Genomic DNA, 16900 nt, shown 5'->3' with positions numbered 1-16900 from the left:
GCTGGTTTCGAGACGCGTGCCGCCTACGGCGACTCGCTCCTCAACCCGCTGACAAGCCAGCTGACGGGCTCACTCCCGCGGCATCCGCACGAGCAGCGCCGCCGGGTCGACGTGGGCGCGGAACGCCGTGATCACGCCGCACTCGTCGCCGTCGAGCTCGAACTCCTCCGGCCGATCGAGGCGACCCTCGATGCGCCGCCCGCGCAGGTAGCGCAACGCACGCACCGGGCGCTGACGCAGGTCGAGCAGCTTGCGCCCGAAGGTGCTGCGCCGCAGCACGCCGTTCTCCCAGACGATCCCGACCCAGACGCGCGCCCATCCGCCGACGCCCTCGGGGCGCAGCGTCACGATGTCGAACAGCCCGTCGTCGATCTCGGCGTCGGGCAGCAGCAGGATGTTGCCGGGAAGGCTGCCGCAGTTGCCGATCAAGATGGTGTGCACACGCGTGAAGCGCTCCTCGCCACCATCGAGGCGGTAGCGCAGGCGCAGCACCTGCTTGTCGACGAGCGAGCGGCCGATCGCGTCGACGTAGGCGAGCCAGCCGACCTTCTTCTTGAGCTCGGGGTTGGTGTTGGCGATCATCTTGGCGTCGAGGCCGAGCCCCGCCATCACCACGAAGGAGTGCGTCTCGCTGCTGCCGTCCGGGCGGTCGATCTCGATGACGCCCACATCGATCGCCGAGTCGACGCCCGTGAATGCGAGTTCGACGGATGCCTCCATGCGCGACGCGTTGACGTCGAGGCCGAGGTTACGGGCGAGCAGGTTGCCGGTGCCCGACGGCAGCAGGGAGAGGGCGACGCCCGAATTCTGCAGCCCCTGGGCGACGGCGCGCACGGTGCCGTCGCCGCCCGCGGCGATCACGACGTCCACGCGCTCCGCGAGCGCCTGACGTGCCTGCCCGATGCCGGGGTCGGCCTCGCTCGTCTCGAGCCAGAGACTCTTCGCCCACCCGGCGGCGCTCTCGGCTGCCGCCACGGCATCCCGCAGGCGATCGATGTCGACCTTGATGGGGTTGTAGACGACCGCCGCCCGCTGCGGCCGGGAGGGGTCGGGGGCGTCATGGCACAACCGTAGGCCACGATGCCCCAGCCGTCAGTCTCCTAGACTTGATCCGTGATCGACCCTGTGCTGCTGCGTGAGACGCCCGACCTCGTGAAGGCTTCGCAGGAGCGTCGCGGTGCGTCCGTCGGCCTCGTCGACGAGGCTGTCGAAGCGGATGCCGCCCGCCGCGCCGCGATCGCCGCCTTCGAGGCGCTGCGGGCCGAGCAGAACGCCTTCGGCAAGACCGTCGCGAAGGCCGCGAAAGACGAGAAGGCCGCCCTCGTGGCGCAGGCGCAGCAGCTCGCGGCCCAGGTGAAGGATGCGCAGCGTGCCGCCTCGGAGGCCGAAGCCCGCTTCGCCGAGGTGGCGGGTGGCATCCCGAACATCGTGCTCGACGGCGTGCCGGCCGGCGGCGAAGACGACTTCGTCACCCTGCGCGAGGTCGGCGGCAAGCCCGAGTTCGACTTCGCGCCCCGCGACCACCTCGCGCTCGGGGAGCTGCTCGACGCGATCGACATGGAGCGCGGCGCGAAGGTGTCGGGCGCACGTTTCTACTTCCTCAAGGGCGTCGGGGCACGCCTCGAGCTCGCCCTCATGCAGCTCGGCCTGCAGCGCGCGCTCGAGTCGGGGCTCACGCCCCTCATCACGCCGACCCTCGTGCGGCCCGACATCATGGCGGGCACGGGCTTCCTCGGCGCCCACGCCGACGAGATCTACTACCTGCCCGACGACGAGCTCTACCTCACCGGCACGAGCGAGGTCGCGCTCGCGGGCTACCACAAAGACGAGATCCTCGACCTCTCGGCAGGCCCCAAGCGCTACGCCGGCTGGTCGACCTGCTACCGGCGCGAGGCAGGCAGCCATGGCAAGGACACGCGGGGCATCATCCGCGTGCACCAGTTCCAGAAGCTCGAGATGTTCAGCTACGTCGACCCCGCGGATGCCGAGGCGGAGCACGAGCGCCTGCTCGCCCTGCAGGAGGGGATGCTGAAGAGCCTCGGCCTGTCGTATCGCGTGATCGACACCGCGGCCGGCGACCTCGGCACGAGCGCCGCCCGCAAGTTCGACCTCGAGGCGTGGGTGCCCACCCAGGGCGCGTACCGCGAGCTCACCTCGACCAGCAACTGCACGACCTTCCAGGCGCGCCGCCTCGACATCCGGCATCGGCGCGACGACGGCAAGACCGCGCCCGTAGCGACCCTCAACGGCACGCTCGCCACGACCCGGTGGATCGTCGCGCTGCTCGAGACGCACCAGCGCGCGGATGGCTCGGTCGTCGTGCCCGAGCCGCTGCGTCCGTTCCTCGGCCTCGACGTACTGGAACCCGTGTCATGACCCTCGCCCCGGAGGATCGCTGGCTCATCGGGCTCGACATCGACGGCACCGTGCTCACCGAGAACGGCGAACTCGATCCGCGGGTCGCCGCCGAGATCCTGCGGGTGCGCGACCTCGGTCACGAGATCATGCCGGCCACCGGCCGCTCGGTGTCGATGACGCTGCCGGTGATCGATCGGCTCGAGATCGCGCCGAGTTACGCCGTGAGCGCGAACGGGGCGATCGTGATGCGCCGCGATCGAGACGCCCCGGTCGGTTACGTACGCGATCGCGTCGAGACCTTCGACCCCACCGAGGTGCTCACGACGGTGCGGGAGCATCTGCAGGGTGCCAGCTACGCCGTGGAGGACCCGGAGGGCCGCTTCCGTTTCACCGGCCAGTTCCCCGAGGGAGCGCTTGCCGCGGATCGCCTGCAGGTGGAGTTCGAGGAGCTGCTCGACACGCCCGCGACGCGCGTCGTGGTGCTCTCACCCGGGCACGCCGTCGAGGAGTTCCTCGAGGTCGTGGAGCGCATGGGCCTGCACAAGGTCAGCTACAACGTCGGCTGGACGGCGTGGCTCGACATCGCCCCCGACGGCGTCAACAAGGGCACCGGCATGGAGTACGTGCGCCAGCAGCTCGGCATCGCTCCCGATCACGTACTGGTGATCGGCGACGGGCGCAACGACATCGACATGTTCCGCTGGGCGGCATCCGCGGGGGCGTCGCGATCGCGATGGGTCAGGCACCGGATGAGGTGCACGAGGTCGCCACGGACGTCACGGGCACCGATCGCGAGGTCGGCGTCGCCACGGCACTCGCACGCTATTTCCAGGGTTGAGGGACTCTTCTCCTTTACACTCGGTATTCGGTCAGGAGGGCTGTCCGAGTGGCCGATGGAGCCGGTCTTGAAAACCGGTGGGCAGTGATGTCTCGTGGGTTCGAATCCCACGCCCTCCGCTCAGTCCGTCGCCGAAACCCGAGAGAAGGTGTCCCGTGTCCGAGCAGGAGCTCAAGCGCGATCGTTCGCAGCGCGCCCGCGCCCCGAAGCCGACGGGCATCGCCCGACACGGTCGCCTGCCGCGGTCACGTGCGTGGAAGACGGTGCTCGCCCTCTTCGGCAGCGCGCTCGCCGTGGTGCTCGTCGCGACGGGGTCGGTCGCGGGGATCGCGGCGTACCAGCTGTCGAGCCAGCTCACCGCCAACTCGGTCGACATCAACGAGGGCGAGGAGGCGCCGATCCCCGAGATCGGCGCCTATGAGGGTGGCTTCAACATGCTCGTCGTCGGGTCGGACGCCTACTCCGACCGCGACACCGTGCTCAACGACGTGAACATCCTCATCCACGTGTCGGCTGACCAGACCAACGCGGTCGCGGTCAGCATCCCCCGCGACCTCGTGGTGCCGTTCCCCTCGTGCGTCGATCCCGACACCGGCAAGGCGACCTCGCCGATGTCCGGCCGGCCGATCAACGAGGCGCTCTACTACGGCGGCCTGCCCTGCGCCGTGACGGTTGTCCAGAACCTCACCGGCCTCGACGTGCACTATGCGGGCATGATCGGCTTCGACGGTGTCGCCGCCATGGCGACCGCTGTCGGTGGCGTCGACGTCTGCACGACGACCCCCATCCACGACAAGTGGGTCGGTCTCGACCTCGAGGCAGGCACCCACCACCTCGAGGGCTGGCAGGCGCTGCAGTTCCTGCGATCGCGCCATGGTGTCGGCGATGGCTCCGACCTCACGCGCATCAGCTCGCAGCAGGTGTTCCTGTCGTCGCTGCTCCGCAAGCTCAAGTCGGAGGACACCCTCACCAACGTGGGCAAGCTCATCAGCCTCACGAAGGCGGCTGCCGAGAACATGACGCTCTCGACGGAGCTCACCCAGCCCGCCACGATCATCGCCATGGCCAAGGCGCTCAACAAGATCCCGATGGACCGCATCACCTTCGTGCAATACCCGGGAGCTACCGGGGGTACCGGCATCTACGCAGGCAAGGTGCAGCCCAAGAAGGGTCTGGCCGACCAACTGTTCGCCGCCATCCTGGCCGACCAGCCGATCGGCGTCGACGAGGCCGGCGACGGCCGCGGCTCGACCGCAGACCCGAACGCCACCCCGCCGACGACGCCCGACGACGCCACCCCCGACCCCAACGCTCCGTCGACGGAACCCCTTCCGGAGAAGGTCGTGATCTCGGGAGTCCGCGGCCAGTCGGCCGCCGATCAGACCTGCACCATCGGCAACTGAGGCGGTCCGGGCGGCCCACGGCGTGTGGGTATGATGTTCAGGCAGTACCGGGAGACGTCGCATAGTCCGGTCGAGTGCACCACCCTGCTAAGGTGGAGTCCCCGCAAGGGGACCGCGGGTTCAAATCCCGCCGTCTCCGCTCTCTATCGTCGTTGCGCCTGTGCGCCGGGCGTCTAGCCGGCTGCCGAAGGACTCCCTGCGCGCGCGAGTCCGCAAAGGTCATCACCCCCGAAGTGGGGTGTAGCACAGGGTGTTCTCGAGGGTTCCTCTCCCACTACCCTCTGACCGGACTCACCTTCTGACCCGAACTGATTCTGGGGCCACTTCCTTCGTCGATGGGGTGTGCCATGCAGTTCTCGGGTCGTTCGCTTGCAGTGGTAGGGGCGCTTGTCGTCGCGGTGATGGTGGTGTCAGTGACGCCGGCTGAAGCTATCCCGGATCCGCAGGTTCCCGTCCCGCAGGAGCCAAACACAGGTCTTTCGGCGATGGATATCCCGCCGCTGGAGTCGCCAGATGTGTTCACGCCGGGCTCGATCGAGGACCCGCCGGCCAGCGACGCACCACTGGACAACTCGGCCGCGAAGACAGCGACCGCGATCGTTGGTTCGGATGACCCGCTCAAGGTCGATCGCGACACGGCACGTCTGACGGGCCGGGAGGAGTACGCCGATCTCTATGTCGACGCGTCCGGGCAGAAGTTCGCTGAAATGTCGCTCGCGCCGAAGAACGTGAAGGACGACAAGGGCCATTGGGTGCCGCTGTCGGAGACCGTCACCGCTTCGGCTGACGGCTCGGCTCAGGCGAAGCTGCACCCGTTGGCGCCGCTGTTCGGCAAGGATGCCGCGTCGAAGTTGCTCACGGTATCCCGCAACGGCTACACCGTGTCGATGTCGCTCGAGGGTGCGTCGAGCTCGAAGCGTTCCGCCGTGGAAGGTGACGCCTCGAACCGCGTGGAGTACGCGGACGCGCTCCCTGGCACCGACGTTACGTTCGAGGTGGACGGAGCGACGATCACCGAGAAGCTCGAGCTGACTCAGGTGCCGGCCGCTGCGCCGGAGTATCGGTGGCAGGTGACCGCACCGGGGCTGACGGCGACCCTGAACAAGTTCGGCGACGTCGAGCTGGCCGACGAGCACGGCGTCGTGCAGGTGACGATCCCCGCGCCGGTCATGTGGGATTCTTCCGGAGTCGATGGCAAGCAAGGTGACGCCTACGCGAACGTGAGCACCACGATCGAGAAGGCGATAGACGGCGTCGTGTTGGTCCTGCGTCCTGACTTCGGATGGCTGACCGCTAAGGGCCGCGTCTACCCGGTCACGGTCGATCCCTACATCACCCCGGGTGGCCAGAACTTCCACGCCTACAACTCCAACGGCGCCACCCGCAGCGACGGTGTTCTGGTAGGCAACTCGCGCATCGGCGGTGCGAACACGATCTGGCGGACCGTTCTCTATTACGACTACACCTCGATCATCACTGGGTCGCGCCAGGTGATCGATGGCTACTTGGCTCTCGGCTACGGCAACGACGGCACCACGAACACCACGGGCGGGAACGTCTACCACGCGAGCTGCATCGGCTATTCCTGTACTGGACCGTGGCTCGCAGACTATGCCGTCAGTACCGGGACGACCTACACCGACGACCAAGCCCTGCCGTCCAAGTTCGCGGAGTTCGTGAACGCTGGCAGTGGCGGAGCCTATCTCGAGATCACTGGGAACGAGTCCGCCGCCTACACCTACAAGTTCCTTTACACGACACTCGTGCTCTACTACAACGACCTGCCCAGCACTCCGACGCAGCAACTGCCCGCCAGCGGAACAACCGCTGCGCCTCAGCGCCCCATCTTCAAGGCGGCGGGCACTGATCCGAACGGCGACTCGCTCGGCTACTTCTTCACCGTGTATGCGAACTCGGCCGGCACGGGCACACCCGTGTGGGAATCGGGTTGGGTGGGAGCTGCGGTGCAGATTCCGCAGAATCAGCTCAACCCGGTCACCCAGTACTGGTGGCGGGTGAAGGTTCGAGACGGCTACTGGAATCGGTACGGGATTCAACCGGTGAGACAGAGCGGGCTCTGGACCTTCACCACCCAATCACCATCCGCGCCGCCCCTCCAGCCGACGGCGACGCCGGCCGACGGCTCGGTGGTGGTGACCCCGACGCCGACACTGTCGGCGACCGCGAACCCGGCCGCAGAGCCCGGAACTCTCTACCAGTTCCGCATCACGACCGGCGCCGACGGCGTCACCGGAACAGTGATCTCGTCCCCGTGGTCGAGCAGCCTCACCTGGACGGTGCCCGCGGGGGTGCTCCTGGATGGTGCGGCCTACACCTGGCGTGTCGTGACCGATGACGGGATCGACAAGTGGGACTCCACCTGGAAGAACAAGCTCCGGATCGACCAGCGCATTGGCGCGTCGGGTCCGTCGCCCGTGGATTCTGCGGGGCCGGTGTCTGTCAACCTCGCCAACGGGAACGTTTCTCTAGGTTTCTCCTCGCCCACGATCTCGACGCTCGGCGGTGCGATCGGGCAGACCTTCTCCTACAACTCGCTCCTGGCGAAGCCGACCGGTCTCTTGGCGCGCTACTACGACGCCACCCCGCTCGGCGGTGGCGACCCCGTGTACGACTTCACAGGAAAGCTACCGGTGCTGCAACGCGTCGACTCGGCGATCGACGTCAACTGGGACACCGGAGAACCCGGGCCGGGTGTGCCGACAGGCAAGTACCTGGTCCGCTGGGACGGATACATCACCCTGCCTGCCGGGACCTACGCGTTCGGGGTGAAGCGTGGCGGCGGTGTGAGGGTGAACATCGAGGGCACGCCGGGCACCTGGACCCAGGTCGTCAACCAGTGGGTGGAAGGCAACTCCGAGACAGCCCTCTACGTGCAACCCGGGGAGCTCACCGTGACCGTCCCGGCGACTCCCGTGCGGATCTCGGTGGAGTACTACCAGGGAGTCGACGGGAAGTCTTCGCTCTCGCTGTACTCGAAGCTGGGGTCTGGTGCCTACACCGCAATCACCGCCGAGCAGTACATGCGGGTCGTGGAGTCGTTGCCCGCGGGTTGGGGTGCATCCACGCCTCTCGCGGGTGCGGCGGGTGCGTTCGCGAACGTGCAGGTGACCGAGAATGCGGTGACGTTCACCGATGTGAGCGGGTCGGTGACCACCTACACGAAGAACGACAAGGGCACTTACATGGCGCCTCCGGGGAGTACGGCACGGTGACCGTCGCATCCGGCAAGGTCACCTATATCGATGAGACGGGCACCACGTACCTGTTCAATGCGAATGGCAAGGTCGCCTCGGTGGTGTCGCCGACGGATGCGGCGAAGCCGGCGGCGCCGGTGCCGTCGTATCGGCAGGGCACGGGGTTGGTGGATTGGATCGCGGATGTGCTCTCGAGCGATGGTGCGCCGACGCCGTCCTATTCGCGGAAGGTGACGTTTGCCTACGGCGGTGACCTGTATTCGCGGGCTGGCCTGGGGTTGTCGGCGTCGGATTCCGACGGCACGAGCAGTGCCTGCCCGGTGCCATCCGGGTATGACGCCCCGCCGACGGGGATGCTGTGCCGGATCGTGTATCCGGGGCACGTCGCGGGCACGGCCGACACCACGCAGCTGCTGTATCTGAACGGGCAGTTGGCGCGGGTCGTAGATCCGGGTGGGGAGGTCACCGACTTCCTGTACAACTCCAATGGTCTGCTTACGGGCTTGCGCACGTCGCTGGTGAACGACTGGCTCGCGTACACGGGTGCGGCGCTGTCAGACAACCAGCTCGTGCAGATCGGGTACACGAACGGCAAGGCGACGTCGGTGACGTTGCCGGCACCGGATGGGGGCACTCCGTCGCAGCGGCCGTCGAAGAGCTACACCTACGCCGACACCGACCTCAGCGACGGTCAGGGCATGAGCTTTGTCGATGTGGCGGGGCTGACGCCGTCATCGACCGCGCCGGCGAACGGGCATGCCGCGACGGTGACTTTCGATTCGGCGTACCGGCAACTGACCGCGCGCAGCGCGACGGGGTTGGTGGCGTCGCAGACCTGGTCGGCGAAGGATCAGTTGTTGTCGTCGACGGATGCGTCGGGGCGGATGTCGACCACGATCTACGACCCGTACACCGACCGTGCGACCGACAGCTACGGTCCGGCGCCCACTGGCTGCTTCCTCGCGACCAGGCTGCCGGACACTTCCTGCGGGTTCACGGTGCCGCACACGACCACCCAGTACGACACGAGCTCTGCGGGGGTGAGCTTCGCGGGGTTGAACGTGACATGGTTCGCATCCGCCGGCTTCGTGGGCAAGCCCGTCGGATACACCCTCGGCTACCCGGGTTCGACCGGCGGCGCGATCGACTCGAACTGGGCTGCTGCCGCACCTGCGGGCACGGGTGTCGGGGTGGACAACTTCTCGAGCATCGGCACCGGCTATCTGCAGTTCGGTGCGGCCGGGGCTTACAGCTTCCAGGTGGCGGCGGACCAAGCCGCGACGGTGTCGATCGATGATGTGCCGGTGTACCGGATCGACACCTCGGTAGCGTCGGTGAACGTCCCCTTCACCACGGCGGTCGCGAACGAACGCCACCGGATTCGGGTGCAGTATTCCGACACGACGGGCAACGCGTCGCTGTCGGTGAAGTGGAAGAAGCCCGGCGACACCGCGTTCACGGTGGTGCCGGGTGCGAATTACACCCCGACTACGGTCTGGTCACCCGCACCACGGTGGATGACGCAGCCCCAGCTGGCGCATCGGGGGTCACCGACTCCCAGGTGCCCGACATCGTCACCGCGACCACCTACGCGAGCCCCTGGTTGGGGCAGGCGACGGAGACCTCGCTCGACCCGGCCGGACTGAACCTGCGCACCCAGACCAGCTACGAGACCTATGGGACCGGGTATCTGCGGCGGTTGGCGAAGATCATGCCCGCGCAGGTCGCGGCGGGTCTGGCGCCGACAAGCACAGAACCGGCGGCCACGAAATCGGTGTATTGGGGTGCGACTGAGCAGCTCGGGTCGGTGATCTGCGGGCTGCCCGCGACGACCCCGCAGAACGGATTCCTGAAGTCGACGACCACCCCAACGCCGGCGTCCGGGTCGGCTGTCACCACGCAGTACGTGTACGACCTGTTCGGTCGCACGGTCGGCACGAAACGCTCGGGCGACACGACATGGTCGTGCGTCAGCTACGACGCGCGGGGCCGTGCCTACCAGTCCGTGCAGTCGGCATACGGGGTCGACACCACCGGGTACACGACCACCACGAAGTTCACCAGCACCGGTTTGCCGTCGGGCAATCCGCTGATCTCCTCGGTGGGCGACAACCGGGAATCCTCGCCCGGGGTGGACCTGCTGGGCGACATCACCACCCAGATCGACCTGCTCGGCCGGGTGGTGTCGTACACGGATGTGTGGGGCACAGTCACCACCACGACCTACAACGACCCGCGTGGCACGGTCGCTCAGGTGTCGGTGACGACACAGGGAATGGCGGCGAAGGCGCAGCAGTTCGCCTACGACGACGACGGTCGGGTGACGCAGGTGCAGGATGCCGGCAAGCCGATCGCGAACATCACTTACACCGGCGCCGAGGTCACCTCCGTCAGCTATCCGTCCGGTACCGGGAACGCGGGGAACGGGTCGAGTTTGACGAGTCTGACCCGGAATGGGTCGGGGGCGGTGACGTCGCTGTCGTGGGATTTCTCGACCGGGCAGAACCTGACCGACACGGTGATCCGGTCGCAGGCGGGTCGGGTGATGAAAGACACCATGTCCTATGGCACCAACACCTACAGCACCCTCTACGCCTTTGACGGTGCGGGGCGGTTGACGGATGCGACCCTCACCGAGGCGGGGGTGGCGATACCTCGCCACGATTGGGAATACGGGTACGGTGCGGTTGCGGCGTGCGGCACGACGAATCCGGCGTTGAACAATAACCGCACGACGATGTCGGACAGCAAGGCCGGCGGTACCCCCACCACGACCACGTATTGCTACGACAACGCGGACCGGATTGTGTCGTCGGTGACGACGAACGCCCCGTCGGGTGCGAACGCGGTCGTGGATGGGCTGGCCGCATCCGAGCTGGGGTATGACGCGCACGGGAACACCACCGCGTTCGCCGGGCAGACCCTCGGGTATGACGCCGCGGATCAGCATCTGAGGACGACGCTCGCGGATGGGTCGGTGATCACCTACCTGCGGGATGTGACGGGGCGGATCGTGCAACGCACCACCTCCGGTGCATCGGGTGCGGAGAACTACCGGTACACCTACACTGGCGGCGGCGACTCCGCCTGGGGTGTGCTCAACGCCACCACGAATGCGCGGGTGCAGCGGACTATGAACCTCCCCGGCGGTGCCGTGGTCACCGTGGATGCGTCCGGGAACCAGGCCTGGTATTACCCGAACATCCACGGGGACCTGATCCGCGCTTACACGGCCACCCCGATCCAGCTGTTCGACCCGTTCGGGCAACCCATCGACCCTTCCACCTGGGTAGTCGGCACGACCACCACCGACGACCGGGTCCACGACACCACCCCCGGGTCGATCGACTACGGATGGCTGGGGGCGCGTCCCGCCCGTACGAGCACTACGGCGACACCGCCACCATCGAGATGGGTGCCCGCCAATACGTCCCCGCCCTCGGCAGGTTCCTCGAAACCGACCCCATCGAAGGCGGCGTCACCAACGCATACGACTACCCAGCCGACCCCATCAACGGGCTTGACCTGTCTGGGCAGAAGGGTTGCTACTCCCTTGCCCAATGTTCGACCGGATGGGGGTACGCCCATCGCTTCAAGATCGGTCCTACCTCGCTCCGCGCTTCACAAGTAATGAAAAGGGTCGCTGCCAATTTCGGAAAGGTTTTCCCGCCCCTGACCGCTGCAGATGGCAGGAACTCCAAGGTGCGACTCGGCAAGGTAGGGCAAAAGCTGAACCTCACGGTGCTTGGGATGTATGGGCTGGATGGGGTCACTGGTCACGTCACAGTGTTCGAGCGCACCAAGACGGGCTTTTCATTCAGGGCCGAGTCCGATCATCCTGACTATCCGGGCGTCATTGGGTTCAACTTCGTCGTGGAAGAGAATGTCGCATATCTTGACGTGGTCGGCATCTCAGCTGCACAGCCTCCGGGTGGGCTGGGGCAAGATAATTACGAGATCGTTGCCAGGTCCTTGTGGTACGCCTTTGCTCGGAACGTGGAGGGGCAGATTCTGTGAATGACTCATCCAGCGAAGCTGAGGCACTGCGGCAGAAGATCGTCCAGTTGGGTTTCACGGATGCCCCGGTTCAGCGTCCTGGCCGTGCCCGTTCGCCCGTCCCGCGGTTGGTTGTCGTGGCGATTGTGGCGAGCCTCATTTGGGCAACTTGCTTCGCGGTCGTTGTCGGCTGGAACATCGGCCACGCTCCCCTCGCGAATCCGGATCCGTGTATTCGGATCCGTTCTTTGTCTGCTTGTTCCCATTCGGTGAACTGGCCTACGCGGTCGCGGCGTTGTCACGCGCGTGGGTTTCATTGTTTCTCGGAGCGAGTGCCGGTCAGCTAGTGGCATCGGCCCTCGTCGGAGTAATCGCTTTTCCGATCGGTTTCTTCTACGGCGCGATCGCAACTGCGGTCGCGTTCGGAGTTGCCAGGCTCTGGGGATTCGTCACCGGCAAGCGCGAGCGAGAACAACGAAGGAGTTCTGGCAGCGAGCGTTGAGGATGCCCGAGGAAACTCTCCCTAATTGGGCTCATGGCGATTGAGGGTGTAGCCGGGGTTAAGCGCGTCGTTGGCGGGTAGGGTCGAGGTCTCTCAGGATGGAGGTTCCTACACGCCAGCCATCGAAGTGAATCCCCATCCGAGCTCGGGTATGACGCCCACGGCAACACCACCGCCTTCGCCGGGCAGACCCTCGACGCTGCAGACCAGCACCTGAAGACCATGCTCGCGGAGGGGTCGGTGATCACTGGCGCCGTTGCCGGCGCGTTCTTCGGGGGTGCCGGTGGCGTAGGTGCCGGGGTTGCCCGGATAGTGACTGCAGCAAAGGGCCTCGCTCCAGGCGCGGGAGTCGTCGCACCGGTGGCGGCGAGTCGCCCGGCAGCAGCAATCGCTGGGCGCTATGGGACGAAGTCTTGGCGCTCGTCTGCCACACGGACCACGGCGGAAAGTGGCTCGCTGTGGATTCAGAACGGAATGGCGGGATAACGTAGCGCTGCTTCAAGAGGAAGCTACGGCATCTCATCCAACCAGACGTACGGCCGACCCACTCGAGAGATTTTGGGGCTAGGGTCTGGTGCAGGAACTGGTGACAGTTTCTGGTTAGGCCGCGAGGGATCGCGGCCGGGCTAGTTTGGCTTCGAACTCGATCGGCGTCAATCCGCCGAGCGCGTCCTGGGGGCGCTGCCGGTGGTACTTTCGCTCGATCCAGACCACGATTGCCAGACGCAGCTCCTGGCGGGTGGCCCAGGCGCGTCGGTGGAGGACGTTCTTCTGCAGTAGCGACCAGAACGATTCCATCGCGGCGTTGTCGCCCGCAGAGGCGACGCGGCCCATCGAGCCGACCATGCCGTGACGGTTCAGCGCTGACGCCATGCGCCGGGAGCGGAACTGGCTGCCTCTGTCCGCGTGGACGATGCAACCGGCGACGTCACCGCGTCTCGCGACGGCGTTCTCGAGTGCGTCGACGGCGAGCTTCGCGGTCATCCGGTCCGAGATCGAGTAGCCGACGATCCGGTTCGAGTAGACGTCTTTCATCGCGCAGCAGTAAAGCTTGCCCTCGCCTGTCCAGTGCTCGGTGATGTCGGTGAGCCAGAGCCGGTTCGGGGCGTCCGCGGCGAACACGCGCTGCACGAAGTCGTCGAACACGGGCGGTCCCTGCTTCTTGGTCTTCGACCGTCGACGGCGCTGCGCGGCCGAGGTGATCCCGGCCGTCGCGCAGAGCTTCCACGCGGTCCGGCGCGACATCCTCCAGCCAGCCTTGCGGGCCTCATTCGCCAGGAACCGATAGCCGAACTCGGGATCTTCCCGGTGGGCGTCGATGAGCGCGTTCAGCCGATGGGCCTGCACCCACACTGCGTCGCTCAAGGGGACTGCTTCCACCGATAGAACGGTTGCCGAGCGATGTTGAGAACCCGGCACGTCACCTTCACCGGAATCCCGGCGTCGGCCAGCTCGTCCACGAGCGGGTAGATCATTTTGGGGAGCCGCCCAGCTTCAGGTTCGCCTGCGACAGATACGCCGCTGCCTTCCTGAGCACCTCGTTCTCCTGCTCCAGAAGCCGGTTACGGCGCCGCAGCTCCCGCAACTCGGCGGCCTCATCTCTGGTCTGACCGGGGCGGCGACCCTCCTCGACATCGGCCTGTCTGAGCCAGTTCGTCAGCGTCGCTTCAGCGATCCCGAAATCCTTCGCGATCTGCGCCAACGTCACCCCGCTCTCACGACCACGAGCAACCGCGACAACGTCCTCGCGAAACTCCTGGGGATACGGTCCGGGCATGATGACATCCTTCCCGCTCAGGGCCACAGCCCTAAACGCTAGGTGTCACCAGCTCCTGCACCAGACCCGTCACCGCAGTAGCCTCGACCGCTGTCGTGACCGTGGACCCGGCGTTGGGTCTCGCCCTGACGGGAACGAGCTCGCCCGTGGCGTGGCTCGCGGCGTTCGAGGCCGCGGTGCTCATGGGTGGCGTGATCCTGCTGCTCGAGCGCCGTCGGCGCAGGAAGGCCTGAGCCGTCCGGCGACGACACGTATGCTCGGTCGTGGCGCCCCGGTCCTGGCCGGTGTCAGCGTGCCGCCGTACACTCGATACATGGCACTCAAGGCTGACGAGGTGTATCAGGCGGGTCTCGCGCTCGACCTGGACGAGCGCACCCTGGTCGCGCACCGCCTCCTCGCCAGCCTGCACCCCGCGGACGACGCGTCGCAGTCGGAGATCGACGATGTTTGGCGTGACGAGATTGGTTCTCGTGTCGACGACATCCTGCACAGCCGAGTCGAGTTGAGCACCTTCGAGCAAACGCGTGAGAAGGCGCGCGCACTCTTGGACGATCTGCGTAAGTGACCCTCCGTCACCGCGTCCATCCGCAGGCGGAGGCCGAGTTCCTGGATGCCGTCCGCTCCTATGCGATAACCGAGGCCGGTCTCGGCGACGAGTTCGACATCGAGGTCGCCAAGGCGGTTGATGACATCGAGTGGAGTCCCGACGCTTGGCCCAAGTTTCCGGGCTGGGATCGTCTCCCGGTCGTCCGAAGCCGCAAGATCGGTGTGTTTCCCTAACGCGTCGTCTACTTCGTCCGGGATGATGACTTATTGATTGTGGCGTTTGCGCATCAGAGCCGCCGCCCCGGCTACTGGAAGCATCGAGTCGACCGCTGATCGTCGTCGGAGTCCTCAGGGCTGGTCGTCCTGCGGCGTCACCGCAGCGGGTCGAACGGCGCGATCGCCGGGTGGGTCTCGCCGGTGACGATGCGCTGGGCGAGCAGCTTGCCGGTGGCGGGGCCCAGCACGATGCCCCACATGCCGTGGCCGCCCGCGACGTAGACGCCGGGCGCGCGGGTGGCGCCGACCAGGGGCAGGCCGTCGGGAGTGACGGGGCGTGAGCCCACCCACTCGTCTTCACGGTGCTCGAGGTCGACGCCGGTGAACAGTCGCCGGGCCTGGTTGATGATCGCCTGGATGCGGCGCGCCTGCGGCGGCTCGTCGGGGCGGCGGAACTCCATCGTGCCCGCGATGCGGAAGCGGCCCTGATACGGGGTGCACGCGATCCGCTGGAACGGCAGGTACACCGGGTGCACTGCCGGCTGCTCGGTCGCGACCGTGAAGGAGTACCCGCGCCCGGCCTGCACGCGGGTGCGCACGCCGAGCGCGCGGGCGAGCTGGGGGAGCCACGCGCCCGTCGCGAGCACGACCGAGTCGGCCTCCAGCCGCTCGCCGTCGGCGAGGGTGACGCTCGGCTGCGTGCCGCCGGAGACGGCCGTGACGGCGACGCCCGTGCGCAGCTCACCCCCGCGGGCGACCACGGATGCGGCGAGCGCCTCGACGTAGGGGGCGGGTTCGAGGAAGCGCTGCCCGTCGAGTCGATAGGCGACCTTGACGGCATCCGACAATTGCGGTGCGAGCTCGCGGGGGTCGTCGAGACGCTCGAACGGCACGTCCTGTCCGTGCCGGATGACGCCCTCGACTTCGCGCAGGAAGCCGGGCGAGTGCGCCTCCTCCGCGAAGCCGATCACGAAGGGGCCCTCGCGCGTCCAGGCGTCGACGCCGCCCGCGCCGAGCTCGTCGAAGCACTCGAGCGCCATGCGGTCGATGGGCGTGAGCGCGGCCATCGTGCGATCCCACGCGCGGTGCGTGCCGTGGGCGGCGAAGCGGGCCAGGAAGCTCCACAGCGCCGCGTCGACGCGGAACGGCACGTGCAGTGCGGCATCCGGATCGATGAGCGCGCGCGGCCCGTAGGTCCAGAGGCTCGGGTCGGCGAGCGGAATCGCCTTGCCCGGCGTCAGCCAGCCCGCGTTGCCCCACGAGGATCCGGCGGCGACGCCCGTGCGGTCGACGACTGTGACCTCGACGCCCTGCTCCTGCAGGTGCCACGCCGTCGCGAGGCCCACCATTCCCGCACCGACGACGATCGATCGCGCCACGTCGCGCATCCTTCCGACGACCCTGTCGGGGTGCCGTGCTCGGCGCCCTCACAGCCAGTATCCGAAATCCGCGGGTGAGGCGCGCACAGCTCGAAGATTCTTGCTTCAGACCACGAATCACGAAAGAATCGCCTCATCCGATCGAAAGGCGCAGATGCCCGCGCAGGATTCCTCCGGCGGCCGCCGGCTCGACGCCACCGACCGCGCCATCCTGCACGAGCTCGAGCGCGACGGACGCGTGTCGAACAGCGAGCTCGCGAGCCGCGTCGGCGTCTCCGAGTCGACGTGCCACAAGCGGGTGCGGGCGCTCGTCGAGGCAGGCGTGATCACGGGCTTCCACGCCGAGATCGATCAGAGCTCGCTCGGCCTGGCGCTCGAGGCGCTCATCGCGATCCGCCTGCATGCGCACGCCCGCGGCGACCTGCGCCGCTTCCAGGCCTACCTCGAGCAGCTGCCCGCCACGCGGCGGGTGTACTTCGTCGCGGGCGACCGCGACTTCCTCGTGCATGTGGCCGTTCGCGACGCCGCGCAACTGCGCGAACTGGTGTCCGACACGATCAGCTTGCGGCCCGAGGTGGCGGCCACCAACACGAGTCTCATCTTCGATCACGCGCCCGGGCGACAGTCGACTCTGGGTCGTTGACATCTGTCAACCATGCGCGTATCGTTG

General features: G+C 67.1%; 11 protein-coding genes, 2 tRNA genes and 3 pseudogenes. 13 read left to right on the top strand and 3 right to left on the bottom strand.

Annotated elements, in window-relative coordinates:
• Positions 1-69 precede the first annotated feature (69 nt).
• Complete coding sequence (locus QQK29_RS05155; protein WP_284298369.1) at positions 70-1068, bottom strand: diacylglycerol/lipid kinase family protein; 999 nt, start codon at positions 1066-1068, stop codon at positions 70-72.
• A 45-nt stretch (positions 1069-1113) separates the two neighbouring features.
• Here QQK29_RS05155 and serS point away from each other — a divergent pair, with 45 nt between their 5' ends.
• The 9 genes and pseudogenes from serS to QQK29_RS05110 all read left to right on the top strand — a co-directional run bounded on the left by serS (position 1114) and on the right by QQK29_RS05110 (position 11831).
• Positions 1114-2376, top strand: a complete 1263-nt coding sequence (serS, locus tag QQK29_RS05150; RefSeq protein ID WP_284298367.1) for a serine--tRNA ligase — start codon at positions 1114-1116, stop codon at positions 2374-2376.
• Positions 2373-3017: pseudogene (locus QQK29_RS05145) on the top strand (HAD family hydrolase); the annotation flags it as partial. The gene serS and the pseudogene QQK29_RS05145, both read left to right, overlap by 4 nt.
• 213 nt (positions 3018-3230) lie before the next feature.
• Positions 3231-3315 (top strand) — tRNA-Ser (locus tag QQK29_RS05140).
• 36 nt (positions 3316-3351) lie between these two features.
• Positions 3352-4599, top strand: coding sequence for an LCP family protein (locus QQK29_RS05135; protein WP_284298365.1), 1248 nt, complete (start codon positions 3352-3354; stop codon positions 4597-4599).
• Positions 4600-4649: 50 nt separating this feature from the next.
• Positions 4650-4738: transfer RNA gene (locus QQK29_RS05130), tRNA-Ser, on the top strand.
• A 208-nt stretch (positions 4739-4946) separates the two neighbouring features.
• Complete coding sequence (locus QQK29_RS05125) at positions 4947-7832, top strand: PA14 domain-containing protein (RefSeq protein ID WP_284298363.1); 2886 nt, start codon at positions 4947-4949, stop codon at positions 7830-7832.
• Positions 7829-9460, top strand: a complete 1632-nt coding sequence (locus QQK29_RS05120) for a PA14 domain-containing protein (RefSeq protein WP_284298360.1) — start codon at positions 7829-7831, stop codon at positions 9458-9460. The genes QQK29_RS05125 and QQK29_RS05120 overlap by 4 nt, the downstream gene beginning before the upstream one ends.
• Before the next feature lie 1708 nt (positions 9461-11168).
• Positions 11169-11291 (top strand): annotated as a pseudogene (locus QQK29_RS18480) (hypothetical protein); the annotation flags it as partial.
• Between the two features lie 225 nt (positions 11292-11516).
• The gene (locus tag QQK29_RS05110; protein ID WP_284298356.1) at positions 11517-11831 is read left to right on the top strand and encodes a hypothetical protein; all 315 of its coding nucleotides are present in this window, start codon (positions 11517-11519) and stop codon (positions 11829-11831) included.
• Between the two features lie 1081 nt (positions 11832-12912).
• Here QQK29_RS05110 and QQK29_RS05105 read toward each other — a convergent pair.
• Positions 12913-14089 (bottom strand): annotated as a pseudogene (locus QQK29_RS05105) (IS3 family transposase).
• A 95-nt stretch (positions 14090-14184) separates the two neighbouring features.
• Here QQK29_RS05105 and QQK29_RS05100 point away from each other — a divergent pair.
• The 3 genes from QQK29_RS05100 (at position 14185) to QQK29_RS05090 (ending at position 14869) form a co-directional block, all read left to right on the top strand.
• Positions 14185-14322, top strand: coding sequence for a hypothetical protein (locus QQK29_RS05100; protein WP_284298354.1), 138 nt, complete (start codon positions 14185-14187; stop codon positions 14320-14322).
• An 80-nt stretch (positions 14323-14402) separates the two neighbouring features.
• Positions 14403-14654: an addiction module protein gene (locus tag QQK29_RS05095; RefSeq protein ID WP_284298352.1), complete on the top strand. Its 252-nt coding sequence runs from the start codon at positions 14403-14405 to the stop codon at positions 14652-14654.
• Positions 14651-14869 carry a hypothetical protein gene (locus tag QQK29_RS05090; RefSeq protein WP_284298350.1) on the top strand — a complete coding sequence of 73 codons (219 nt, stop codon included), beginning with the start codon at positions 14651-14653 and terminating at the stop codon, positions 14867-14869. The genes QQK29_RS05095 and QQK29_RS05090 overlap by 4 nt, the downstream gene beginning before the upstream one ends.
• Positions 14870-15006: 137 nt before the next feature.
• Here the strand turns inward: QQK29_RS05090 and QQK29_RS05085 are convergent, their stop codons facing one another.
• Positions 15007-16239: an NAD(P)/FAD-dependent oxidoreductase gene (locus tag QQK29_RS05085; RefSeq protein WP_284298348.1), complete on the bottom strand. Its 1233-nt coding sequence runs from the start codon at positions 16237-16239 to the stop codon at positions 15007-15009.
• 145 nt (positions 16240-16384) lie between these two features.
• Between QQK29_RS05085 and QQK29_RS05080 the strand changes: the two genes are divergently transcribed.
• Positions 16385-16873 (top strand): Lrp/AsnC family transcriptional regulator, encoded by a 489-nt coding sequence (locus QQK29_RS05080; protein WP_284298346.1) that lies wholly within the window; start codon positions 16385-16387, stop codon positions 16871-16873.
• Positions 16874-16900: the final 27 nt, after the last annotated feature.

The organism is Homoserinibacter gongjuensis, assembly GCF_030161875.1.
In the GTDB taxonomy this organism is placed as follows: domain Bacteria; phylum Actinomycetota; class Actinomycetes; order Actinomycetales; family Microbacteriaceae; genus Homoserinibacter; species Homoserinibacter gongjuensis.
Note: the sequence above shows the minus strand (reverse complement) of the source record. Positions and strands in the feature narration are given on the sequence as shown.

Coding starts and splice junctions, on each gene's coding strand:
- QQK29_RS05125 (WP_284298363.1), top strand. CDS start 4,947: ATGCAGTTCTCGGGTCGTTCGCTTGCAGTGGTAGGGGCGCTTGTCGTC.
- QQK29_RS05095 (WP_284298352.1), top strand. CDS start 14,403: ATGGCACTCAAGGCTGACGAGGTGTATCAGGCGGGTCTCGCGCTCGAC.
- QQK29_RS05085 (WP_284298348.1), bottom strand. CDS start 16,239: ATGCGCGACGTGGCGCGATCGATCGTCGTCGGTGCGGGAATGGTGGGC.
- QQK29_RS05080 (WP_284298346.1), top strand. CDS start 16,385: ATGCCCGCGCAGGATTCCTCCGGCGGCCGCCGGCTCGACGCCACCGAC.